16 protein-coding genes and 2 pseudogenes are annotated in these 23,362 nt (G+C 72.8%); 13 read left to right on the forward strand and 5 right to left on the reverse strand.

The genetic code is table 11. The annotated features are described in order from the left end of the window. The first annotated feature begins 45 nt into the window (after nt 1–45). The 4 genes and pseudogenes from GA0070618_RS07900 to GA0070618_RS07915 all read left to right on the forward strand — a co-directional run bounded on the left by GA0070618_RS07900 (nt 46) and on the right by GA0070618_RS07915 (nt 3,880). On the forward strand, nt 46–849 hold the full coding sequence (locus tag GA0070618_RS07900) for an HAD family hydrolase (protein ID WP_088981053.1): 804 nt from the start codon (nt 46–48) through the stop codon (nt 847–849). Between the two features lie 246 nt (nt 850–1,095). Beyond that, nucleotides 1,096–1,989, forward strand: coding sequence for a hypothetical protein (locus tag GA0070618_RS07905; protein WP_088981054.1), 894 nt, complete (start codon nt 1,096–1,098; stop codon nt 1,987–1,989). Next, a pseudogene (locus GA0070618_RS07910) lies at nt 1,986–3,353 on the forward strand (methyltransferase). The gene GA0070618_RS07905 and the pseudogene GA0070618_RS07910 overlap by 4 nt, the downstream one beginning before the upstream one ends. Further along, nucleotides 3,308–3,880, forward strand: coding sequence for a TetR/AcrR family transcriptional regulator (locus tag GA0070618_RS07915; protein ID WP_231931815.1), 573 nt, complete (start codon nt 3,308–3,310; stop codon nt 3,878–3,880). The pseudogene GA0070618_RS07910 and the gene GA0070618_RS07915 overlap by 46 nt, the downstream one beginning before the upstream one ends. 100 nt (nt 3,881–3,980) lie before the next feature. On the opposite strand, the gene GA0070618_RS07920 is transcribed toward GA0070618_RS07915, so the two are convergent. Continuing rightward, nucleotides 3,981–4,727, reverse strand: coding sequence for a Fic family protein (locus GA0070618_RS07920; RefSeq protein WP_088981057.1), 747 nt, complete (start codon nt 4,725–4,727; stop codon nt 3,981–3,983). Between the two features lie 321 nt (nt 4,728–5,048). Here GA0070618_RS07920 and acs point away from each other — a divergent pair, with 321 nt between their 5' ends. The 4 genes from acs (at nt 5,049) to GA0070618_RS07940 (ending at nt 13,945) form a co-directional block, all read left to right on the forward strand. Then, nucleotides 5,049–7,013 (forward strand): acetate--CoA ligase, encoded by a 1,965-nt coding sequence (gene acs, locus GA0070618_RS07925; RefSeq protein ID WP_088981058.1) that lies wholly within the window; start codon nt 5,049–5,051, stop codon nt 7,011–7,013. A 346-nt stretch (nt 7,014–7,359) separates the two neighbouring features. Further along, nucleotides 7,360–10,152: an immune inhibitor A domain-containing protein gene (locus GA0070618_RS07930; RefSeq protein ID WP_088981059.1), complete on the forward strand. Its 2,793-nt coding sequence runs from the start codon at nt 7,360–7,362 to the stop codon at nt 10,150–10,152. A gap of 312 nt (nt 10,153–10,464) precedes the next feature. Then, complete coding sequence (locus GA0070618_RS07935; protein WP_088981060.1) at nt 10,465–12,855, forward strand: immune inhibitor A domain-containing protein; 2,391 nt, start codon at nt 10,465–10,467, stop codon at nt 12,853–12,855. Between the two features lie 157 nt (nt 12,856–13,012). Further along, the gene (locus GA0070618_RS07940) at nt 13,013–13,945 is read left to right on the forward strand and encodes an alpha/beta fold hydrolase (protein WP_088981061.1); all 933 of its coding nucleotides are present in this window, start codon (nt 13,013–13,015) and stop codon (nt 13,943–13,945) included. Between the two features lie 31 nt (nt 13,946–13,976). On the opposite strand, the gene GA0070618_RS07945 is transcribed toward GA0070618_RS07940, so the two are convergent. Next, nucleotides 13,977–14,342 (reverse strand): hypothetical protein, encoded by a 366-nt coding sequence (locus tag GA0070618_RS07945; protein WP_088981062.1) that lies wholly within the window; start codon nt 14,340–14,342, stop codon nt 13,977–13,979. After that, nucleotides 14,339–17,164 carry an SseB family protein gene (locus GA0070618_RS33965; RefSeq protein ID WP_231931653.1) on the reverse strand — a complete coding sequence of 942 codons (2,826 nt, stop codon included), beginning with the start codon at nt 17,162–17,164 and terminating at the stop codon, nt 14,339–14,341. The genes GA0070618_RS07945 and GA0070618_RS33965 overlap by 4 nt, the downstream gene beginning before the upstream one ends. A 151-nt stretch (nt 17,165–17,315) precedes the next feature. Here GA0070618_RS33965 and mycP point away from each other — a divergent pair, with 151 nt between their 5' ends. Next, nucleotides 17,316–18,506, forward strand: a complete 1,191-nt coding sequence (gene mycP, locus GA0070618_RS07960) for a type VII secretion-associated serine protease mycosin (RefSeq protein ID WP_088981063.1) — start codon at nt 17,316–17,318, stop codon at nt 18,504–18,506. 120 nt (nt 18,507–18,626) lie between these two features. Here mycP and GA0070618_RS07965 read toward each other — a convergent pair whose 3' ends face one another. Together GA0070618_RS07965 and GA0070618_RS07970 are read right to left on the reverse strand one after the other, a co-directional pair. Beyond that, complete coding sequence (locus GA0070618_RS07965) at nt 18,627–18,920, reverse strand: WXG100 family type VII secretion target (RefSeq protein WP_088981064.1); 294 nt, start codon at nt 18,918–18,920, stop codon at nt 18,627–18,629. Nucleotides 18,921–18,947: 27 nt separating this feature from the next. Further along, entirely contained in the window at nt 18,948–19,265 is a 318-nt protein-coding gene (locus tag GA0070618_RS07970) for a WXG100 family type VII secretion target (RefSeq protein WP_088981065.1), read from the reverse strand. Between the two features lie 324 nt (nt 19,266–19,589). On the opposite strand from GA0070618_RS07970, the gene eccE reads away from it, so the two are divergent. The 4 genes and pseudogenes from eccE to rarD all read left to right on the forward strand — a co-directional run. After that, entirely contained in the window at nt 19,590–21,392 is a 1,803-nt protein-coding gene (gene eccE / locus GA0070618_RS07975) for a type VII secretion protein EccE (protein ID WP_088985367.1), read from the forward strand. Nucleotides 21,393–21,443: 51 nt separating this feature from the next. Next, nucleotides 21,444–21,821, forward strand: coding sequence for a phage holin family protein (locus GA0070618_RS07980; RefSeq protein WP_088985368.1), 378 nt, complete (start codon nt 21,444–21,446; stop codon nt 21,819–21,821). Between the two features lie 80 nt (nt 21,822–21,901). Then, nucleotides 21,902–22,345, forward strand: a complete 444-nt coding sequence (locus GA0070618_RS07985) for a GNAT family N-acetyltransferase (RefSeq protein WP_088981066.1) — start codon at nt 21,902–21,904, stop codon at nt 22,343–22,345. Continuing rightward, nucleotides 22,342–23,280 (forward strand): annotated as a pseudogene (gene rarD, locus GA0070618_RS07990) (EamA family transporter RarD); the annotation flags it as partial. The gene GA0070618_RS07985 and the pseudogene rarD, both read left to right, overlap by 4 nt. Nucleotides 23,281–23,362: the final 82 nt, after the last annotated feature.

A 23,362-nucleotide genomic window follows, 5' to 3' on the forward strand; every position in this document is an offset into this window, starting at 1 on the left:
CCGGGCACCCGCCGACCCTAGACCATCGGGCTAGACTTTCGCGCCGTGGGCCGAGGTGCCGCTTTCTTCGATCTGGACAAGACCGTCATCGCCAAGTCAAGCGCGCTGGCGTTCGGTCGGCCGTTCTACCGCGATGGCCTGATCACCCGACGGGACGTGGTCAAGTCCGCCTACGCCCAGCTCATGTTCCGGCTCGGCGGAACCGACGAGCAGACCATGGCCCGCACTCGCGACTACCTGGCCGCCCTCTGCAAGGGCTGGCAGGTGGAACAGGTCCGTCAGATCGTCGCGGAGACCCTCCACGAGCTGATCAACCCCTACGTGTACGCCGAGGCCGCCGCCCTCATCGAGGAGCACCAGGCCGCCGGCCGGGACGTCGTCCTGGTCTCCGCCTCCGGCGAGGAGATGGTCCGCCCGATCGGGGAGCTGCTCGGCGTCACCGACGTCATCGCCACCCGGATGACGGTGCAGGACGGCCGGTACAGCGGCGAGGTCGAGTTCTACGCCGCCGGGCCGAGCAAGGTCGACGCGGTCGGCGAACTGGCCGTCGAGCGTGGCTACGACCTGGCCGAGTCGTACGCCTACTCCGACTCGTACAGCGACCGACCGCTGCTGGAGTGCGTCGGCCACCCCACCGTGGTGAACCCCGACCGACAGTTGCGCAGGCTGGCCACCGAGAACTCCTGGCCAGTGCTGGAGTTCCGGCACCCCGTCCCGCTGGGTCGCCGCCTGCGGGAACGCCCGGCGGTGCCGGTGGCCGCCGCCGCGCTCGGCGTCGGCGTCGGGGTCGCCATCGGCATCGCCTGGTACGGCCGGCACCGCCGCACCCGGGTCACCCCGGTCGCCTGACCAACACCTCCTCTTTCACCCTCACGCCTGGTACGCCCCGCGTACCGGGCGTCGCCATGTCCGGACCCGGCAGAGCCGCCTGCGCAGTGGGCACGGTCGTTTCGTCGCGGTCGGCGCCCGCTCATCTCCGCCGACCCGGCGAACGGTGGGCCAGCGTCGCCAGGAACGGGCGCCACGGCCATCTTGAGCGAACGCTCAAACACTCCTAAGCTGATTTGAGCGAACGCTCAAACGGGAGGACGGGGCATGACGGAGCAGGCACCACCACCGCGCCGGACTGCGGCGAACTGGATACTCGCCGGACTGATCGGGGCCTTCGGGTTGGTGGTCTTCACCATCGCCGTCTATGACGGTCGGGCGGACAGCGCCCTGCTCTTCGTGGCACTGCCGGTCCTGCTGGCCGCGGCCCTGGCCCTGACCCCGGGGCGCACCTCGCACGGCCGGGTCTTCGTCACCACCACCATCGCCCTCCTGCTGGCGGCGGTGGCCCTGCACGAGGGCGCGATCTGCGTGGTGCTGGCCGCGCCCCTGGTCTACGCGGTGGCACACGGCGCGATGGCTCTGATCAACCTGGTCCGGCGCTCGTCCCGCACCTACTCCGTGATCCTGGTGCCGCTGCTGCTCGTGCCCGGCCTGGAGGGCAGCGGGATCGGGCCGAGGATCGCCCCGGAGCAGTCGATCGAGGTGGTCCGAGTGGTGGCGCTCCCCGCCGACGTGGTGGCCGCCGGCCTGGCGGCCGGTCCCCGCCCCGCCCCGGTCCGGTCACCGGCGTTGCGGCTGCTGGGAGTGCCCGTCCCCGGGCACGTCACCGGAGCCGGCCTCGACCCGGGCGACCGGTGGACGTTCGGCTACCACGGCAGCGCGCACGGGCCGGGCGGTCACCTCGTCGCCGAGGTCGCGACCACCGCACCGGGACACCTGACCTTCCGCTTCGTCGAAGACACCTCCATCACCGGACGCTGGTTCACCTGGCAGCGGGCCGACCTGCGCTGGCAGGCGGTGGACGCCGGCCACACCGAGGTCCGGCTCACCGTCGCCTACCGGCGGGGGCTCGACCCGTCCTGGTACTTCGGGCCGCTCCAGGACGTCCTGCTCGACCAGGGCGGCGGGCACCTGCTCGACATGCTGGCGCTGCGGTGACCACCGCCCGGTACCTCTGCCTGGCTCTGCCCCTGCTGGCGGTGCTGGCCGCCGCCCGGTGGGACCGGGACCGCACCGCCCGCGCGGCGGCGCTGCTGGCCTTCGTGGCCGCCGTCGTCGGCGTCGCCGCTCTGCACGAGCTGTCCCGGACGACCGGCTGGTACGCCTTCGCACCGGTGGACGGGGCGTACCGGGGGCTACCGGTGGACCTCTGGATCGGCTGGGCGGCGCTCTGGGGGCCGCTCCCGGTGCTCCTGCGCCGGGTGCTGCCGCTGCCGGTCGCCCTCGGCCTGCTGGGCTGGCTGGACGTGGTGACCATGCCCGCCCTGGACCCGCTGCTGCGCCTCGGGCCGGACTGGCTGGTCGGGGAGGCGGTCGGGCTGCTCGGTGTGGCGTTGCCGGCACAGTTGCTCGGCCGGTGGAGCGCCGACCGGCGACACCTGTCCGCCCGGGTGCTGCTCCAGCTCGGGCTCTTCGGCGTCCTGCTGCTGTGGCTCCTGCCCACCCTGGCCCTCACCCTCGGCGGCGGTTCCTGGGCGCGGCTCGCCGGGCTGCCGGCGTCCCGGCTGGTCCTCGTCGCGCAGGTGGCCCTGCTGCTCGCCACGCCGGCGTTGGCGGCGGTACGTGAGTTCGCGGTCCGGGGCGGCGGGACACCGTACCCGTGGGACCCGCCGGGCCGGTTCGTCACCACCGGCCCGTACGCCTATCTCGCCAACCCGATGCAGGTCGGCGCGGTGGCCCTGATGATGCTCACCGCGCTGGTCACGGGCAGTGCCGCGCTGGCGGTGGGAGCGGCGTTGGCGGTGGCCTTCAGCGCCGCGGTGGCGGGCCCGCACGAGGACCACGACCTCGACGGCCGGTACGGAGAGCGCTGGCGGGACCACCGTCGTCGGGTCCGGCCCTGGTGGCCCCGGTGGCGGCCGTACCTTCCCGGGGAACCTGCGGTGCTCTGGCTGGACGACGACTGCGGACCGTGCGCGGCGGTCCGGCGGTTCCTCGAACGCCGTCGCCCGGTGAACCTCACGATCCTGCCTGCCGCGCGGCATCCGGCGGGGGTGCTGTGGCGGGCCGGGTACACGGGTGGCGACGGTCACCGGGAACGGGGGGTGGCCGCCGTCGCCCGCGCACTCGAGCACCTGCACCTCGGCTGGGCCTGGCTGGGTTGGCTCATGCGGCTACCCGGGATCGCCTGGCTGGCGCAGCTCGTGACCGATGCGATGATCGCACCGCCCCACCCGTGCCGACCGCCAGGAGAGCGATGTCCGACACCAAGCGCCGCCTCGTCGACGGGACGATGACGGCCATCCGCCAGCACGGCATCGCCGGAGTCTCCGCGCGCACCATCGCCGCCGCGGCCGGAGTGAACCAGGCGCTGGTGTTCTACCACTTCGGCAGCGTGGACGAGCTGCTGTCGGCGGCCTGCCGGGCCGGCACCGCCGAGCGGGTCGCGAGCTGGTCGGCCCGGCTCGCCGGGGTGGGCAGCCTGCGCGAGCTGCTGGAGGTCGGGCGGGCCCTGCACGAGGAGGAGCGGGCGCTGGGCAACGTCTCGTTCCTGGCCCAGATGCTGGCCGGCGCACAGAGCGACGAGCGGCTCGCCGCACCGACCGCCGACGCGCTCCAGCTCTGGGTGGACGAGATCGAGGCCGTCCTGCGCCGGCTCCTGGCCGGATCGCCCTTCGCCGAGGTCGCCGACGTCGCCGGTCTCGCCCGCGCCGTGTCGGCCGCGTTCATCGGGCTGGAACTCTACGACGGGGTGGACAGCGCCGGCGCGGAGCGGGCGATGGCCGCGCTCGACCAGCTCGGCGTGCTCATCGAGGTCGTGGACGAACTCGGTCCCGTCACCCGGCAGATCCTGCAACGGCGGGTCAACAAGGCCGCCCGCCGGCCCTGACGTCCCGCACCGCCCGGTTCTGGGCACCGACACGGCGGAGAGCGGGACGGTTGCTCAGGCGGTGCCGACGCGGCGGTTCGAAAGATGCCGACGCGGCAGGTCAGGCGGCGGCGAGGATCTCGTCGCCGATGAGGGTGAGCTGGGTGGCGGCCAGCTCGGTGGCGGTCATGTAGTGGCGCAGCCACGAGCGCAGCCCGTCCGGGGTGCCGGTGGCGAAGGCTCCGGCCGAACCGACGTACTCGGGCTCCCGCTCCCGGTGCCCGACGTCCATCGCGACCAGTCCGCGCGGGTCGAAGCCGGTGGACAGAAGCACCAACCGGGCGGCGGCGCGGGCCACCACGCCGGACGGGCCGGCGAACGGCCGTAGCGCCAGCAGCTCCCCGTGCACCACGGCGGCGAGCAGCAGCGGTGGAACCTTGGTGCCCCCGGCGACCAGCCCGGCCAGGCCGTCCAGTCGGGCGCCGACCACCGGATCGGCCACCGGTCGTCCCAGCTCCGCCTCGGCCACGACGTCCCGGGCGGCGAGGACGTGCAACCTCGCCAGGACCTGCCGGGGCGCCCGCGACCAACGCTCGGTCAACCCGGGCAGCGCGCCGGCCACCCGCAGCGCCCCCTGGAGCACCGGGTCGGTGACCGTGCCGGCCCGGACCGCCTCACGCTCGTGGGCGTACCCCTCGAGGGCGGCGCTGGCCACCGCGGACCGCAGGCTCACCTCGGCGGCCACCTGGCCGCCGTGCCGGCGCAACGCACGGTGCCGCATCGCCTGGTCGACGTGGTCGCGGGCCCGCTCGACGGCGGGAGCGATGTCGGCGAGCGCGAGGAGCGGGGCGAGCGGATCGGAGGTCACCCCGTCACGCTAGCGACCGGTCAGGACCGGCGGTACGCGACGCTCCCCCATCCCCCTGTCACCGCCATCGCACGCGTCCACCCGCTGGAGGCGGTCGTGCCACGCAGCACGCCGCTGAGGTGGTTGCAGGGGACCCTTCCTCGGCAAAAAGCGGTAGGAGGGGTCCCCTGCTACCACGCACGCCCCTCCCCGGCACCGGTGAGCGCGCGCGGCGGGCCGCTGGGCGCGTCGGACCGACGATCGTGGTCGCGGCGGCTGGCCGACGAAGTTAACCTCTCTGCAACGAGACGCAGGTCATCCGAGCAACGAGGAGTCACGCCCATGAGCGAGGCCTTGGCCAATTTGCTGAACGAGACGCGGCAGTTCCCGCCGCCGGCCGCGCTCGCCGCGAACGCCAACGTCAAGGCCGACGCGTACGCCGAGGCGGAAGCCGACCGGCTGGGTTTCTGGGAGCGGCAGGCCCAGCGGCTGACCTGGACGAAGCAGTGGGACCAGGTGCTCGACTGGTCCAACCCACCGTTCGCGAAGTGGTTCGTCGGCGGCCAGTTGAACGTGGCGTACAACTGCCTGGACCGGCACGTGGAGGCCGGGCTCGGTGACCGGGTCGCCATCCACTGGGAGGGCGAGCCGGGCGACACCCGCACCATCACCTACGCCGAGCTGCACAAACTCACCTGCCAGGCGGCGAACGCGCTGACCGACCTGGGTGTGGTGGCCGGTGACCGGGTGGCGATCTATCTGCCGATGGTGCCGGAGGCGGCGGTCGCCATGCTGGCCTGCGCCCGGATCGGGGCGACGCACAGCGTGGTCTTCGGCGGTTTCTCCGCCGACGCGCTGACCAACCGGATCCAGGACGCCAGCGCCAAGGTGGTGATCACCGCCGACGGTGGTTTCCGTCGGGGCAAGCCGTCGGCGTTGAAGCCGACCGTGGACGAGGCGCTGGCGAACTGCCCGTCGGTGGAGCACGTGCTGGTGGTCCGCCGGACCGGCGAGGAGGTCGCCTGGTCGGAGAAGGACCGCTGGTGGCACGAGACGGTGGAGACCGCCTCGACCGAGCACACCGCCCAGCCGTTCGACGCCGAGCACCCGCTGTTCATCCTCTACACCTCGGGCACCACCGCCCGCCCGAAGGGCATCCTGCACACCACCGGCGGCTACCTCACCCAGACGGCGTACACCACGTACGCGGTCTTCGACCTGAAGCCGGAGACCGACGTCTACTGGTGCACCGCCGACATCGGCTGGGTGACCGGGCACTCCTACATCGTGTACGGCCCGCTGGCCAACGGCGCGACCCAGGTGATGTACGAGGGCACCCCGGACACCCCGCACAAGGGCCGGTTCTGGGAGATCGTCGACCGGTACAAGGTGACCATCCTCTACACCGCGCCGACGCTCATCCGCACCATGATGAAGTGGGGCGAGGACATTCCGGCGCAGGCCGACCTGTCGTCGCTGCGGCTGCTCGGCAGCGTCGGCGAGCCGATCAACCCGGAGGCGTGGATCTGGTACCGCCAGCACGTCGGCCGGGGTGAGCTGCCCATCGTCGACACCTGGTGGCAGACCGAGACCGGGGCGATGATGATCTCGCCGCTGCCGGGGGTGACCGAGGCCAAGCCGGGCAGCGCGATGACCCCGCTGCCGGGGATCAGCGCGGACGTGGTGGACGACCAGGGCCAGTCGGTGCCGAACGGCGGAGGCGGTTACCTGGTGCTGCGTGAGCCGTGGCCGTCGATGCTGCGCACCATCTGGGGCGACGACAACCGGTTCATCGAGACGTACTGGTCGCGGTTCGAGGGCATGTACTTCGCCGGGGACGGCGCGAAGCGCGACGACGACGGGCACATCTGGCTGCTCGGCCGGGTGGACGACGTCATGCTGGTCTCCGGGCACAACATCTCCACCACCGAGGTCGAGTCGGCGCTGGTGTCGCACCCGTCGGTGGCGGAGGCGGCGGTGGTCGGCGCGACCGACCCGACGACCGGGCAGGCGATCGTCGCGTTCGCCATTCCGCGCGGCACCGTGGACACCGCCGGTGACGCGGGCGAGCAGCTCATCGCGGACCTGCGCAACCACGTGGCGAGGACGCTCGGCCCGATCGCCAAGCCCCGGCAGATCATGCTGGTGCCGGAGCTGCCGAAGACCCGCTCCGGCAAGATCATGCGGCGGCTGCTGCGGGACGTGGCGGAGAACCGCTCTCTCGGTGACGTCACCACGCTCCAGGACTCCTCGGTGATGGAGCTGATCTCCTCGGGCATGAGCGGCGGAAAGTCCGACGAGGACTGACGCTCCGCGTACCCCTTCCGGTGGGTGACGGTCCACGTGGACCGTCACCCACCGTCGTTTCTGCTGTGGTTGGGCACGCTTGTCAGGTGGTTGCAGGGGTCCCCTGCTACGCAGAAAGCGGTAGCAGGGGGCCCCTGCTACCAACCCAGTGGCTGCCACGACCAGGAGGGCCGTCTGCTTCGGACGGTCGGTGGAGCCGGAGGAGGCTGATCGGGTGGAGACCGACCGGGGATCTGTCCCCCGGTCGATTTCTGAATTACGTTCACGCCGTCGGAGCCGTTGACGTCCATCGTTGCACGGACGGGTGCGATTCCGACCTTTCTCCCCTGTCCAGAAATGGAGTGGCATGCGCCAAACTGGTCTGCAACGTGGGTCGCGGCGACGTCTGCTCGTCGCGCTGCCCGCGATCGCGCTCGCCGCCTCGGCACTGATCGTGCCCGGCAACGCCTCGGCCGAGGAGGCCGAAGGGGTCCGCGCCGTCATCGGCACGGACGAGTTCTACATCAACTATGCCGAACCCGCCGTCCAGGCGGACACCCGGGGCCGGGAGGTCAAGGGCGCCGGCGGCATCCACGCACCGGCGGTCGAGTCGGCTCGCGCGTACGACCGCAAGTACGCCCGGGGGAACCCGACCGCCGCCCGTGAGCTGGCGCGCAACGAGGCCCGGGCGATCCGTACCGGTAAGAGCCCACGCCAGTTCAAGAAGGCTCCGCAGACGCAGACCGCCAAGCTGCTGACCCTGCTGGTGGAGTTCAACGACCAGGCGAACGACGACTTCACCGGGACGATGGTGCCGAAGACGGTCTTCGGGGACCGGAGCTGCGTTCCCGGGACTGTCCAGAACGGGCCGTTGCACAACAACATCCCGAATCCGGCCTCGTACGCCAACGAGGACAACAACTCGATGTGGGTGCCGGACTTCTCGCCCACCCACTACAACAAGATGCTGTACAGCAAGACGGGCATCACGCAGCGGATCCGGACCGACCTGATCGGGCCGGACGGCAAGCCGGGCATCGACATCTCCGGCCGCAGCATGCGCAACATGTACCTGGAGATGTCGAAGGGGGCGTACACGGTCGACGGGCAGGCCAGCCCGTGGATCAAGCTGCCGCGCTCGGAGGGCTGGTACGCCGCGTCCCGCTGCTTCCAGGACGAGAACGGCAACTGGGTGGCCGGCCGCGAGCAGGCGATGAACGGGCACCCGGACAACCCGCTCGGCGCGGGGCGGCTCGCCACCGACGCGGTCGACGCGCTGGCCGCGATGGACCCCGACTTCCCGTGGGCCGACTACGACATCGAGGACCAGGGCGACCGGGACAGTGACGGCAACGTCAACGAGCCGGACGGCGTGATCGACCACCTGGTGCTGGTGCACGCCGGCCAGGGCAAGTCCCGGGGCGGTGGCGCGGAGGGCACCTACGCCATCTGGGCGCACTCCTCGGCGGTGGCCGGCGGCTACCGCATCCCCGGCACCGACCTCCAGGTCTCGAACTACATCGTGCAGCCGGAGGACGCCGGGGTCGGCGTGTTCGCCCACGAGTACGGGCACGACCTGGGCCTGCCGGACCTCTACGACACCTCCGGCAACGCCGACTCGGACATCGACTTCTGGGACCTGATGGGCTCGGGCTCGCACGCCGGCGAGGTGTTCCAGGCGCTGCCCACCCACATGGGCATCTGGGACAAGTGGGTGCTGGGCTGGGCCGACCCGCTGGAGATCCCGGTCGGCGCGGACCCGCGCACGGTGCTGCTCGGGCAGACCTCCCGCACCCCGCGCGGCACCAAGGACGGCATCAAGATCAACCTGCCGGACAAGGTGATCAACCTGGCCACCCCGCACAGCGGGACGAACATGTGGCACAGCGGCAACGACCAGGACTGGGCCGACGTCAAGCTCAGCCGCGAGGTGGCCGTGCCGGCCGCCGCGGACGCGAAGTTCTGGATGTGGAACAACTACACCATCGAGGAGGACTGGGACTACGGCTTCGTCGAGGTCTCCACGAACGGTGGGTCCACCTGGACCGAGCTGAAGGTCTACGACGAGGCCGGCAACCTGGTCAGCACGAACGACAACTACGCCGACCCGAACGGCCGGATGGCCGACTACGGCGGCAAGAAGTACGGCCTGACCGGTGACTCGCACGGCTGGCGGCACGACTACGTCGACCTGTCCGCGTACGCGGGCAGCACCGTGCAGGTGCGGCTGCGCCACGCCACCGACGCCGCGTTCGTGGACCGGGGCTGGTTCGCCGACGACTTCTCGGTCACCGGCGGCGGGGCCACCACCTGGAGCGACGACGTCGAGGGCGGCACGAACGGCTGGACCCAGACCGGCGGTACGTTCACCGACACCACCGGCGCGGGCTGGCGCACCGACGGCGGCACCCGGGTGCAGGCGCACTACTACCTGGCCGAGTGGCGCAACCTCGACGGCTTCGACAAGGGCCTGAAGTACACCTACGACACGGTGTACTCCAACGACGCCTGGAAGGTCGACCGGATCGCGTACAACGCGCCCGGCATGCTGGTCTGGTACCGGGACACCATGCTCGGTGACGTCAACCACGTGACCGCGCAGCTGACCGCGCTGCCCAGCTACGGGGCCAAGGGCGGGCTGCTCATCGTCGACTCGCACTTCGACCCGCTGCGCCGCACCGGCGAGGCGGCCGTGAAGGACCCGTCGACGCTGGACAACCTGCCGAGCCGTCCGCAGTCGTCGAACGCCGCCTTCGGGCTGCGTCCGACGTCCCCGTTCACCGAGTGCCTGGAGGCGGCCGGCGAGCCGTTCAGCGAGTACTGCACCAACTTCCCGGCCCAGCCGGCGGTGAAGACCTTCACCGACGCCAAGGGCTGGTACCCGGGCATCGAGGTGCGGGACGGATCGCAGCTGTTCGCCCGGGACAGCGACGCGTCGGTGGTCGTGCCGTCGCGCGACGGCGCGCCGTACACGACCCGGGTGGTGAACCCGGACGGCACCCCGGCGACCGGACTGTACGGACAGGACCTCGGCTTCACCATCCTGGGCACGGGGAACCCCGGTGACCAGGGCGTGAGCTACGGCGTCTCGATCACCATCAAGCGCACCGCACGGGACAACGCGTACGCCTCGGTGTACGTGACCCCGGCCCGGCCCTGAGTTCCGGCCGGGACGCTTCCCCACCCCCGGGGAAGCGTCCCGGCCCACCCGTCAGCCCGGCCCACCCGTCAGTCCGGCTTAGCGCGACGGTCGCGCGGAACCGCGACACCGATACACCGTCTCGACTTGTGACGCTGTCGCATCGCCGTCACAAGGTTGTGCAACAAATCGACGTCAGCGTCTTCACACCAGTCCCAGCAGTGTCTATGTTCACCACAGGTCCCTCGTTCGGGATCTCTTCCGCCGACCCCCCAACCCCGAACGGGGTCGGTTTTTCCTTCACACCGGAGGTACCACGTGCGCAAAGTCGCAGTGGGTCTGCTCGGTTTGACGCTGACGGCCACCGGCCTGACGGTTGGTGCGACCGCCAGCGCCGCGCCCCCGGCCGCCGCGCCGGGATCGGCCCCGTCGGCTGCCGAGCCCGCTCACGCCGAGCACGACCTGCCCAACCCGTTGGAGAGCAAGCGGCGCGCGCTGCGCCAGGAGGGCCTCAGCGAGGTCCTGTCCGGCCGCGCCACGGCCGAGCGGATCAACGGCAGCACCGTGGTCAAGGTCGGCAAGACCCAGGCCGCGAGCGGGCCGGCCGCCCGTTCCGCCAAGGGCGGCAGCCAGACCAAGGACCAGTACGTCGAGCTGGCCCGCGAGCAGACCGACCGGATCTTCGTGATCCTCGCCGAGTTCGGCAACGAGCGGCACCCGAGCTACCCGGACCAGGACACCGACCCGAACACCGAGGGTCCGCGCCGGTTCGACGGTCCGCTGCGCAACGAGATCCCCCAGCCGAACCGCGCGGTGGACAACTCCACCGTCTGGCAGGAGGACTACAGCGCGGACTACTTCCGCAACCTCTACTTCGGCACCGGTAAGGGCGAAGAGTCGGTCAAGCAGTACTACGAGGCCCAGTCCTCGGGTCGGTACAGCGTCGACGGCAAGGTCACCGACTGGGTCAAGGTGCGGTACAACGAGGCCCGGTACGGCCGCTCCAACGGCTACCCGTGCCCGGACACCACCTGCAGCAACGTCTGGGCGCTGGTCCGGGACGCCGCGAACCAGTGGGTCGCCGACCAGAAGGCCGCCGGCCGCACCGACGCGCAGATCGCCGCCGACATGAAGTCCTTCGACAAGTGGGACCGGTACGACCACGACGGCGACGGCAACTTCAACGAGCCGGACGGCTACATCGACCACTTCCAGATCGTGCACGCCGGTGGCGACCAGGCCGACGGCGACCCGTGGCAGGGTGAGGACGCCATCTGGAGCCACCGCTGGTACGCCTTCGCCAGCGACCAGGGTGTGACCGGCCCGCCGAACTTCCCGGCCGGCGGCACCCAGATCGGCAACACCGGCATCTGGGTCGGTGACTACACCATCCAGCCGGAGAACGGCGGCCGGGCCGTCTTCTACCACGAGTACGCCCACGACCTGGGTCTGCCGGACGACTACAACCTGTACAACGGCGGCGACAACAACAACGAGCACTGGACCCTGATGGCCCAGAGCCGGCTCGGCGCCACGGGCGACGGCGGCATCGGCGAGCGCGGTGGCGACCTCGGCGCGTGGAACAAGCTCCAGCTCGGCTGGCTCGACTACGAGGTGGTCGTGGCCGGGCAGAAGCGCACCATGACCCTCGGCCCGCAGGAGTACAACTCCGACAAGCCGCAGGCCGCCGTGGTGGTCCTCCCGCAGCGGGAGTACTCCTTCGACAACGGCAAGCCGTTCGAGGGCACCAAGCAGTTCTTCTCGGGCAACGACGACGACCTGAACAACACGATGACCCGGACGATCGACCTCACCGGGAAGTCGTCGGCGTCGCTGTCGATGAAGGGCCGCTACAACATCGAGGCCGGATACGACTACCTCTTCTTCGAGGCGTCGGTCGACGGTGGACAGACCTGGTCCGCCCTGCCGGGCACGGTGGACGGCGAGCCGCTCCCCGAGGTCACCCCGGGCCGCCCCGCGCTGGACGGTTCCAGCAACAACCAGTGGGTCGACATCGTCATCCCGATGGACTTCGCCGCCGGCAAGACGGTGCAGTTCCGGCTCCGCTACCAGACCGACGGCGGTGTCTCCTCGGGTGGCTTCTTCGGTGACGCCATCACGGTGACCGCCGACGGTGGCACCGTCTTCTCCGACGGCGCCGAGAACGGCACGGGCGACTGGACCGTCGCCGGCTGGTCGATCGTCGAGGAGACCTACAAGCGCCTCTTCGACAACTACTACATCGCCGGTCACCGCTCGTACGTCTCGTACGACAAGTACCTGAAGACCGGCCCGTACTACTTCGGCTACGCGAACACCCGCCCGGACTACGTGGACCACTACGCGTACCAGGAGGGTCTGCTGATCTCGTACTGGAACCTGCGGTGGCCGGACAACGACACGTTCGAGCACCCGGGTGAGGGTCGCAACATGATCATCGACGCGCACCCGCGGCCGATCTACAACCTGACCGGGCAGCCCTGGCGGGCCCGCGTCCAGGTCTACGACGCGCCGTTCAGCCTGAAGAAGGCGGACTCGTTCACGCTGCACCACAACAGCCAGCCGCAGTACATCCGCGGCCAGGCGGCGCAGCCGCTGTTCGACGACACCAAGCAGTACTGGTACCCGGAGCTGCCGAACCACGGCGTCAAGCTCCCCGCGACCGGCACCAAGATCAAGGTGCTGGAGCAGGACGGGACCTCCATCAAGGTCCGCTTCTCCTGATCCGACCGGTCATCCGACGGCGCCCGGGGCACCCGCCCCGGGCGCCGTCCCCGTTTCTCCCCCACCTGGGCGTCGCGGACCCCGGCGCGGACGACCTTCCGCCGGTCCGCCGACCCGCAGGAGCAGGCCGGATGCCTCCGGGTCCTAGGCTGTCGACATGACCGACCAGCATGACGGGCCGATCGACGAGTCCTGCGTCCTGACCGACGGACCGTGGACGCACCGGTTCGTCGGGGCGAACGGCAGCCGGTTCCACGTGGTCGAGGCCGGCACCGGACCGATGGTCCTCTTCCTGCACGGCTTCCCCGAGTTCTGGTGGGCCTGGCACGAGATGCTGCCCGCGGTCGCGGACGCCGGCTTCCGGGCCGTCGCGGTGGACCTGCGCGGCTACGGCGCGACCGACAAGCCACCCCGTGGGTACGACGGCTACACCCTCGCCGCCGACGTCGCCGGCCTGATCCGGGCGCTCGGCGAACGCTCCGCGACCCTGGTCGGCACCGGTGCCGGCGGGCTGCTCGGCTGGACCGCCGCCTCGTTCCACCCGAGACTCGTCCGGCGACTGGTGGTGCTCGGCGCGCCGCACCCGCTACGGCTGCGGGCGGGCATCTTCGCCGACCCCCGGGGCCAGTTCAGCGCCGCCACCCCGACGTTGAAGTTCCAGCTTCCCCGTTACGAGCACATGCTCACCCGGGACGACGCGGTCCGGGTCGAGCACATGCTGCGCCGGTGGGGCGGCCAGCGCTGGGTGGAGAGTGCCGCCTTCGCCCCGTACGCGGCCCGCTGCCGGGAGGCGATGCGGATCCCGCAGGCCGCCTTCTGCGCCCTGGAGACGTACCGGTGGGCGTTCCGTTCGGTGCTGCGGCTGCACGGCTACCGCTTCGTCAAGCTGATGCAGAAGCCGTTGGTCACCCCGACCCTGCAACTGCACGGCGCGGAGGACGTCGCCTCACTGCCGCGCACCGCCCAGGGTTCCGGTCGTTACGTGATCGCCCCATACGAGTGGCGGCTCCTCGACGGCGTCGGGCACTTCCCCCACCTGGAGGCACCGGACGTGGTGCTCGGCGAGGTGCTCCGCTGGGCGAAGTCCTGACCGACCCGGCCCGGCATCGGCAACCGCCGGGTCAGATCCGGTGCTCGCGCAGGTCGGCGACCTCGCTGGCCGGGGCCCAGCCCTGGTAGACGCCGAAGTCGAAGACCTCCAGCCCCATCGCCTGCGCGACCGGCCAGCGCCCGCCGGTGTACTCCACCCGGAGCCAGCCGTCGTGCTCGGCGAGCACGATGAACGGCTGCCCCTGCCAGGTGCAGGTGGTGCGGATGTACGCCACCTCGTCCACCTCGTCCGCCGGCAGCACCCGCACGTACCGGCCGGACCGGACCTCCTCGAAGCCGTCGCCCGGTTCGGGCTGGTAGATCCGGACGTCGCTGCCGTCCGGGCTGGCCTGGTACTCCCGTCCGCGCCAGCGGGCCACGTAACCGTCGCGCATCACTGCTCCCCGGTCGGACGCCAGAGCAGGGCGTCGGTGTCCAGGGTGGCGACCACCCGCTCGCTGCCGTCCGCGCCGATCCGCCAGAGCTGCGTGCCGTGCGGCAGCCGGGCGCTGTCCACCTTGAACTCGGCCACCACGTCGCTGCTCTCGCCCGGGGCGAACCCGTTGCCCCGGAACGGTGGCCGTTCGATCACCCAGCCCTCCATGGCCCGCATCGCGCTCTCGTTCTGCCCGCCGTAGGGGATCCGGTAGAGGCTCGGCCGGTACGCCGGCCAACGCAGCACGTAGATCTCGTCCGCGTCCGGCGAGTACGGGGAGTCGGGATAGCCGAGTCCGAGCGCCGCGTACAGCTTCGCCGGGGTGTTCAGGTGACCGACCTCGCCGGCCCGGTGCACGAAGCCGGAAACCCGGTCGTAGCCCCGTTCCAGGTAGTAGGCCAGTTGGCTGGGGGCGACCGTCTTCTGCATCATCGGTGGGCAGTTCGGGTCCTCCGGTGTGGTGGCGTACCGGGCGGGACCGGCCGGCTCCTCGGCCGGCGCGGCGACCGCCGACTCCACCGGCTCCGGCTCGACGTCGTCGCCCAGCCCGACCTCGGCGGCCCAGTTGGCCAGCGCGACGATCTGTTCCCCGGGCAGCTTCGCGCCGACCGGGGTGCCCGGGTTGACGGCGAACGACCACTGCTCGTCCGGCCACCTCCGGATGAGCTGGACGAACTTGACCTGCACCGTCTCGACCGGAGTGTCGACGTGGTCGGCCAGCCGTTCCGGCGAGGTGTAGACGATCACGTACGGCTCGCCGTCGAGTTGCTCGGTCCGCCAGACGAAGCCGCTCTCGCCGGGGCGGCTGCCCGGCGCGGCGTCCGGGGCGACGGGCAGCAGCACGCGGGCCAGGAGGAGGGTGGACAGGAACGTGTCGGTACTGCCGGTGCCGGCGGCGGCGAGCAGTTCCTCCTCCACGTCGTTTGCGGCGTGGAAGTCGATCGCCGGGGTCGCCGGCGGAGGCGTTTCCGCCGGGTCGACGCCGGGTCCGTCCGCCGGGTCCGGCTGCGCCACGCCCGTCTGGTACGCCGGTCCGGTGGGCTCGTACGCCGAGGTGGCGGTCTCGTACCCGGCAGGCTCGGGCCCCGGCCCGGTCACCGGGTCCGGTTGGCCGACGGTGTCCGACGGGTACCCGGCACCGGCGTCCGGCTCGGCCGGATACCCGGGAGCGGCGTCGGCGAGGTCGCGGGACTCGACGACGGTCCCCTCGATGACCAGCGGCGACGGCGACCGGGCCGGTTCGGGCCCGGCGAACTCCGCCGCTTCGGTGGCCCGTTCGGCCCCGGCGTAACCGGCCGGCGCGACCTGGTCGACGTGCCCGTAACCGGCCGACGCGGCACCGTCGGCGTGCCCGTAACCGGCCGACACGGCACCGTCGGCGTGCCCGTAACCGGCCGACACGGCACCGTCGACGTGCCCGTAACCGGCCGACACGGCACCGTCGGCGTCGGCGTGACCGGCCGACATGGCATCGTCGGCGTCGGCGTGCCCCGCCGGCACGGACTGGTCGAGGCGGACGGTCGGCTCGGCCGGCAGGGGGTCGGTGGGGCGCACCGGCCCGGCGGGCTGCGGGATCGACTGGGTCGGCTCCTGGCCCACCGGATCGCTGCCGCCCGGCGGCATCCGCCAGGGCAACGGCTGGGTGGGCTCGCCGGGCGCCTGGAGGGGCTCGCCGGCCGGTGGGGGCGGCATCCGGCGGGGCAAGGCCTGGGTCGGCTCGCTGACCGCCGGCTCCGGTCGCGGCTGACGTCGGGGCAGTGCCTGGGTCTGGTCGGCGGCCGGGGCCCCCGCCGCGATCCGGTTCTGCGGTGGGGTGGGCTGCTCGGCGGGAGCCGGGTCGGTGAACCGGAACGCCCGGGTGGGCTCGTCTGCGGCCTGGTCCGGCCGGTAGGGCCGCCGCCGGGGGAAGGCGCGGCCCGGTTCGCCCAGCCGGGACGGGGGAACAGCCCGGTCCTGGGCCCGCAGTGGGGAGACCGGTGCCGGCCCGGTGCCGCGAGCCGACGGCGCCGGTTCGAAGAAGGAGTTCCGGCCGGTGGGCTGGCCGTTGGCCGGCGGGGTCGCTCCCGGATCGGGGTGCGCCGCGTCCGGACGGAGTTGACGGCGCGGGTTGGTCAACCAGCTCGAGCCCGGCTCGGGAGCCCCGTTCGACGACGGGGGCTCGACCGCGCCACGTGCGTCGGGCTGACCCACCCGGAGCGCCTCGGTGTCCTCGGCGGACTGGTCGGGCAGCCCTCGGCGGGGCGGCGTCGCGACCGGCGGCCGGGTGGTTCCGTACGGCGGTGCCGGCGGCGACCCCCGGGACGGTTCCGGCGCAGGCGGCTCGCCGCCGGCCGCCCGGTTACGGGCGAGCTGTTCCACCTGCTCCAGACGCGCCCGCGCGCCCAGCGTGCGGCCGGGCAGCCGGACATCGCCCCGGGAGAGCTGCGACACGAACCAGGCCGGCAGGTAGCCCTCGATGGGTAGGCCAGGGTTGACCGCCAGCCACCACTCGTGGTTGGGCCAGCCCGCCGCCAAGTCGTGGTACGCGCAGCGCCGGCTCGACCCGCCGTTGGCACCCAGACAGGCCCGGAGCGCGACGTCGGAGGTGAAGGCCAGCACGTGGGTCCGGCCGTTGGTGGTCCAGGTACCCCAGCCCATCGGGGCCTGCCCCGCCAGGGCCTCGGCGGAGACCGGCAGCAGCAGGTCCGTCCGGGCCAGGATCCGGAAGTAGAGTTCCTGGTCATTGGCGCGAAGCGCGTCCCGCATCGCCGCCTCGGCCTCGGTAGCCGGCTCCCAGTCGGTCACGGCCACCTCTCCTCCCGTGAACAGGCCATAGGCATCGCGTACAACCTACAAGGTAGTAACAAGATCACAATGTCTGACCGGCGCGATCCGCATCGATGACTTCGAGTCGATAACATGCCGTCCCGGAGCCGACACGATACGGAGGCGACGAATGCCGCGAGCGACTCCGCGCCCGGTCGCCGCCGCGCTGGCCGCCCTCCTCACGGCCGCGCTCCCGGCCATACCGGCCGTGGCCGCCCCGGGCTGCACCGCCCCGCTCACGCCGACCCGACCGGTCACCGAGGCACCCTGGCCACAGGTACGGTACGCCCCCGACCGGCTGGCTCCGTTGGCGACCGGCGCGGGAACGGTCGTCGCGGTGATCGACTCGGGGGTGGACCGCCGGCACCCGCAGCTCGCCGGCCGGGTCCTCGACGGGACGGACTACCTCGACCCGGGCGAGGACGGCAGCCGGGACTGCGCCGGGCATGGAACCGGCGTGGCGAGCGTCATCGCCGCCGCGCCACGGGCGGGGACTGCCTTCCGCGGGCTGGCCCCCGAGGCCCGCATCCTGCCGGTACGCGTCAGCGAACAGCAGATCGTCGACGGCCGGGAGTCGGGGCGTACGGTCAGCGCGGCGGTCTTCGCCCGGGCGATCCGGTGGGCCGTCGACCGGGGCGCGGACGTGCTCAACCTCTCCGTCGTGCTGTACGCCGACCATCCGGCCGTCCGGGCGGCCGTCGCGTACGCGCTGGACCGCGACGTCGTGGTGGTGGCCGCCGCCGGCAACCTGCACGCCGAGGGCGACCCCCTCCCGTACCCGGCCGCCTACGACGGGGTGATCGGGGTCGGCGCGATCGCCGCGAACGGGATCCGCGCCGACTTCTCCCAGGTCGGCGGCTACGTCGACGTGGTCGCCCCGGGCAGCGACGTGCTGATGGCCGCGCCGGACCGGGGTCACCGGCGGGCGGAGGGGACGAGCTACGCCACCCCGTTCGTGGCGGCCACCGCCGCCCTGCTCCGCGGCTACCGGCCGGAGCTGACCGCAGCCCAGGTCACGCAGCGGATCGTGGCCACCGCCGACCCCGCTCCCGGACGGGGAGCCGGGTACGGCGCCGGGGTGCTCAACCCGTACCGGGCGGTCACCGAGACCGGGGCCGGCACGGCCGGCACGCCCCGACGGGCCGACGCGCTCCCGGCCCGGTGGGTCGACCCGGCGGAGGTGGCCCGGGACGCCCGGCGGGCCGACGCCCGGGGCCGGGCACTGCTGGTCGCCGCCGTGGCCGCCGCCCTAGCCGTCGCCGCGCTGCTGCTGGCGATGATCGTGCCGCGTGGCTCCCGCCGCCGCTGGCGGCCCGGCTGACGGGGACGCGTCACGCTCCGGCGGTGCGTCCCGGCCTCGCTCTTCCCGGCGGCCGGGCCGACCGGGGCACGTCACCGTGGGCGCGGTCCCGGCGGGGATCCCGCCGGGACCGGCCGGGCCTCACTGGAAGAGGTTGACGTTGCGCTTCTCGGTGTCGAGGTAGTCGGTGGCGGAATCGTCCACGGCGAGCTTGATGTCGCGCAGCATCGCCTGGAGGTCCTGCGAGGCGGAACGCCACCGCGCCTGACGCACCGCGTACGCCTCCCGGGCCTCACCGGTCCAGCTCGCGACCAGTGGGGCGGCGTCCCGCTCCAACTGGCCGAGCTGCGAGTCGAGCGTGTTCAGCGCCCGCTGGATGTCCGCGCCCGCTTGCTGGAGCGCGGCGAAATTGACGACCAGCACACCGTTGTTCATCGGATCTTCCCCTCGGTCACGGATCGGTCAGAGCGGCAGCTGGATGCCACGGTTGGTGCCGGCCACCCGGCTGGCGGCCTCGGCGTCGGCGGTGTCGTACTGCGTGCCGGCGGTGCGGATCGCCTGGGCGGTCTCCCGCAGGGCCCGCTGCAACGCCGCCTGGTCCTGCGACCACTGCTGCCGGACCTGTTCGAACGACCGGCCACCGGCCCCGCGCCAGGCCTGCTGCAACACCTCCAACTCGGTCATGAGCTGGGTCAGCATCGTCTGCAACGACTGGTCGACCTGCTCGAACTTCGCGGCGGTCTGCTGCATCACCGCGGCTTCTGCCTGGGTCTGGGACACCCGGACGTCACCTCGTCTCGTGTGGTCGTGGCTGCCCGCCGACGCCCGGTGCGGACGCGTCGGCCGCCCGCCGGGTCGGCGAGCCGCGGCGGGTCAGCGGAACTCGTCGCTGACGGTAGCGGTCCCCATCTGCTTCTGCTACCCCACCCCCGTCGCCTGTGGACAGACGCGCTGTCTTCCCGACCGTTCGAACCCCCTACCATGGGCCGTCGTACCAACCGGTCGTGACGGCGGAGGAGGCGCACGGTGACGGTGGCGACGACCGGGCGGCCGACCCCGGCAGCCGGGGAACCGGCTCCGGCCGGGCAACCGGACCCCAGCGGGATGCCCACCACCGGTCCCGTGTCCCGGTCAACACCGCCGGCGCGGTGGACCGTGCCCCGTCGCCCGGCGCACGGCGTACGGGCCGGCCAGGTCGTCGCCGCCCAGGTGGCGTTCGCCCTGCTCGTTGCCGCCCTCGGCCGGGGCGTGCCGGCCGCCGCCGGTGCGGCGCTGGTCGCGGTGCTGCTGCTGGCGGTCGCCTGGCTGCGGATCCGCCGGCGGTGGCTCTTCGAGTGGCTGGGCACCGCCGCCGGTCACCTGACCCGGCGGCGGGTCCTGCCGTCGGCCGCCGCCCCGACCGCGCTCCTCACCCTGGTCGCGCCGGACGCCTCGGTCCACGGTGCCGAACTGGCCGGTGACCCGGCCGCCGTGGTCGGCGACGCGGAGGGGCTGACCGCCCTGCTCGAACTGACCGATCCGGGCGGGCTGCTCGGGGACGGCGAGCGGAACCTGCCCACCCCGGCGGCGTTGCTCCCTCCGGCCGGGCCGGACACACCGCCGTTACGGATCCAGTTGCTGCTCGCCGGCACGCCCGCTCCCGCCCCGGGAGCGGGTGGCAGTCAGGTGGCGATCTCCTACCGCCAGCTCACCGAGGGGCGGGTGCCCGGATCCGAACGGGCGGTGCTGGCCGTCCGGGCGCTGCGGGTCGAGGGCTGGTCCGACGAGGAGCTACGGCGTGCCCTCTCCGGCGCGGTACGCAAGGTGGTCCGGCGCCTCGCGCCGGTCACCGCCCGCCCGCTGGGCGAGCAGGCCGTGCTGCGCGTGCTCGCCGAGCTGGCCCACCACGACGGCGGCCAGCCGGGGCGGGAGAGCTGGCAGGTGCTCCGTCTGGGCGGCCTGCTCCAGTCCACCCACCGGCTGCGGCGCTGGCCCGACCCACACACCGAGGGTGGCCGACGGTTGGTGCCGCGGCTGCGGGAACTGCCCGCCTCGGCGATCACCGTCTCGCTCTGCGCCGGCCCGTGCGGCGGCGACCCGGCCTCGGCACCGGTCGAGTTGACGGTGCGGCTGGCCGCCGACACCCCCGGCGGCCTCTCCGTCGCCGAACAGGCGTTGCGCCGGCTGGTCGGCGGCCTGGGCGGGGAGGTACGCCGGCTCGACGGCGACCAGCTTCCCGGACTCACCGCCACCCTGCCGCTGGCCCGCGCCGGAGTCACGGATCCCACCAGCGCTCCCCCCGACGGGGTGGGGCTGCCGCTCGGCAGCGCCGGTCTGATGATCGGCGCGAACCGGCACGGTCGTCCGATCACCCTGCGGATGTTCCGCCCGGAGGCCACCCGGATCGTCCTGGTCGGCGGGGTCCGCGCCGCCCAGTTGGTGGTCCTGCGGGCGATGGCGCTCGGCGCCCGGGTCGTGGTGCAGACCGCACGCCCCCGCACGTGGGAGCCGTTCGTCCGGGGCGTGGGTGTTCCCGGCGGCGCGATCATGATGCTCCCGCCCGGACGGCACCCGGACGGGGCGGCCGGCACGCCGCTACGCCCGCTGCTCCTGGTGGTGGACGCCGGCCCGGTGACCGCCGAGCCCCCACCCGGGCCGGGTTGGCAGGCCACCCTCGTCGTCCGGGACGAGCTGACCCCGTCCGACGCTGACACCCTCGGCCGTGCCGACCTGGCCGTGCTGCAACCCCTGGGCCCGGCGGAGGCCGCCGTCGCCGGTGCCGCGCTCGGGTTGGGTGGCTCCACCGAGTGGCTGACCCGGATCCGGAAGGACATGGTCGCGGTGGTGAACCGGCGGGCGCTGCGCTGGGCGCTGATCGCCCCGACCCCGATCGAGGCGCAGCTCGTCGGCGCTCCCGCCCGCCGCTGACCCGCACCGGGCGGGTTCCGCCGGTTGGCCGGGCATGGCACCATCGCCGCCATGACCTCTCTGCTGATCCGGCTGGGAAGCACGGTGGTGGCCCTCTGGCTGGCCACCCTCCTGATTCCGGGGATCGCCCTCAATTCCGACTCGGCCACCGAGACGGTCACCACGCTGGTCCTGGTCTCGGTGATCTTCGGCGTGGTCAACGCCGTCCTCCAGCCGATCATCAAGACCGTGGGCTGCGGGTTCTACCTGCTGACGCTCGGTCTCATCGCGCTGGTCGTGAACGGGCTGCTCTTCCTGCTCACCAGTTGGATCGCCGGCCAGGCCGGGCTGCCGTTCGAGGTGGACGGCTTCTGGCCGGAGGCGGTGCTCGGCGCGCTTCTGGTCAGCGTGGTCACCTGGCTCCTCGGCGCTCTGCTCGACCGGGACTGACCCGGGCCACCGGGTGGCGCGAGCCGCATCCCGGGAACTGGCTGTTCAGCCACGCCGGTGATCGGGGTTAGCCTGCGCTCGTGCTGAACCTGACCCGCGCCGACGGCTACCGGATCTCCACCGACCCGACCCGCATCGACCTGGACCGCGTCCATCACTGGCTCTCCACCGACACGTACTGGGCGATGGGGCGGGACCGGGAGACGGTGGAACGCGCGTTCGCCAACTCCCTGCCGTTCGGGGTGTACCGGCCGGGTGACGGCGGCCAGGTGGCGGTGGCCCGGGTGGTCACCGACCGGACCACCTTCGCCTGGCTCGCCGACGTCTACGTGGACCCGGCCGAGCGGGGTCGCGGGCTGGGCACCTGGCTGGCCGGCGTGGTCCGCGACCACGTCACCGGGCTCGGCGTACGTCGGCTCGTGCTGGCCACGAACGACGCCCACGGGGTGTACGCGAAGGTCGGCTTCGCCCCGATGGACCACCCGGACCGCTGGATGCAGCTCGACCGGCGCGACCCGTCGTGACCCCGCTGCGGCTGGGCTACCTGTACGCCTTCGGGGCGTACCTGGTCTGGGGCTTCTTCCCGCTCTACCTGCGCCTGCTACGCCCGGCCGGTCCGGTCGAGGTGCTCGCCCACCGGATCGTCTGGTCGGTGGCCGTGGTGGCGTTGCTGCTGGCCGCGCTGCGCCGGATCACCGTCCTGCGGGACCTGCTGCGCCGTCCCCGCGCCCTGGCCGGGATCACGCTCGCGGCCACGCTGATCGGGGTGAACTGGGGCGTCTACGTCTACGGGGTCGACACCGACCAGGTGGTGGAGACCGCGCTCGGGTACTTCGTCAACCCGCTGGTGTCGGTGCTGCTCGGGGTGACCGTGCTGCGGGAGCGGATGCGGCCGGCGCAGTGGGCGGCGGTGGGCGTCGGCGGGCTGGCCGTGGCCGTGCTCACCGTCGACTACGGCCGCCCGCCGTACCTGGCGCTGATCCTGGCGCTCAGCTTCGGCGGGTACGGCCTGGTCAAGAAGCGGCTCGGGCTGCCCGCCGCAGAGGGCCTGTTCGTGGAGTCGGCGGTGCTGCTCCTGCCCGCCGTCGGCTACCTGGCCTGGCTCTGGTCCGACGGTGGGCTGACCTTCGGCCGGATCTCCGCCGGGCACACCGCGCTGCTGGTGCTGCTCGGTGCGGCCACCGCCGTTCCGCTGCTCTGCTTCGCCGGGGCCGCCAACCGGCTGCCGCTGACCGCGCTGGGCATGATGCAGTACCTCACCCCGACCCTCCAGCTCGCCTGCGGGGTGCTGATCCTGCACGAGCCGATGCCGCCGGCCCGGCTGGCCGGCTTCGGGCTGGTGTGGGCGGCGCTGGTGGTGTTCACCGTGGACGCGCTCCGGCACGCCCGCCGCCGCGCCGCCACCGTTCCGACCGCCCCCGCCCCCGCCCCCGGGGTCGGGGACCACGCCGGGCCCGGCCCGGACGCCGTTGCCGGGAACCACGCCGGACCCGAGCCGGACGGCGGGGGACGGGCCGCCGGGCCCCCGGACGGCGGGGGAC

Origin of the sequence: Micromonospora echinospora (assembly GCF_900091495.1) — a bacterium.
GTDB classification, from domain to species: Bacteria; Actinomycetota; Actinomycetes; order Mycobacteriales; family Micromonosporaceae; genus Micromonospora; species Micromonospora echinospora.

Bases quoted from the DNA above. Each gene is read 5' to 3' on its own strand.
- GA0070618_RS07905 (WP_088981054.1), top strand. From the start codon at position 1,096: ATGACGGAGCAGGCACCACCACCGCGCCGGACTGCGGCGAACTGGATA.
- acs (WP_088981058.1), top strand. From the start codon at position 5,049: ATGAGCGAGGCCTTGGCCAATTTGCTGAACGAGACGCGGCAGTTCCCG.
- GA0070618_RS07930 (WP_088981059.1), top strand. From the start codon at position 7,360: ATGCGCCAAACTGGTCTGCAACGTGGGTCGCGGCGACGTCTGCTCGTC.
- GA0070618_RS07940 (WP_088981061.1), top strand. From the start codon at position 13,013: ATGACCGACCAGCATGACGGGCCGATCGACGAGTCCTGCGTCCTGACC.
- mycP (WP_088981063.1), top strand. From the start codon at position 17,316: ATGCCGCGAGCGACTCCGCGCCCGGTCGCCGCCGCGCTGGCCGCCCTC.
- GA0070618_RS07965 (WP_088981064.1), bottom strand. From the start codon at position 18,920: ATGAACAACGGTGTGCTGGTCGTCAATTTCGCCGCGCTCCAGCAAGCG.
- eccE (WP_088985367.1), top strand. From the start codon at position 19,590: ATGCCCACCACCGGTCCCGTGTCCCGGTCAACACCGCCGGCGCGGTGG.
- GA0070618_RS07980 (WP_088985368.1), top strand. From the start codon at position 21,444: ATGACCTCTCTGCTGATCCGGCTGGGAAGCACGGTGGTGGCCCTCTGG.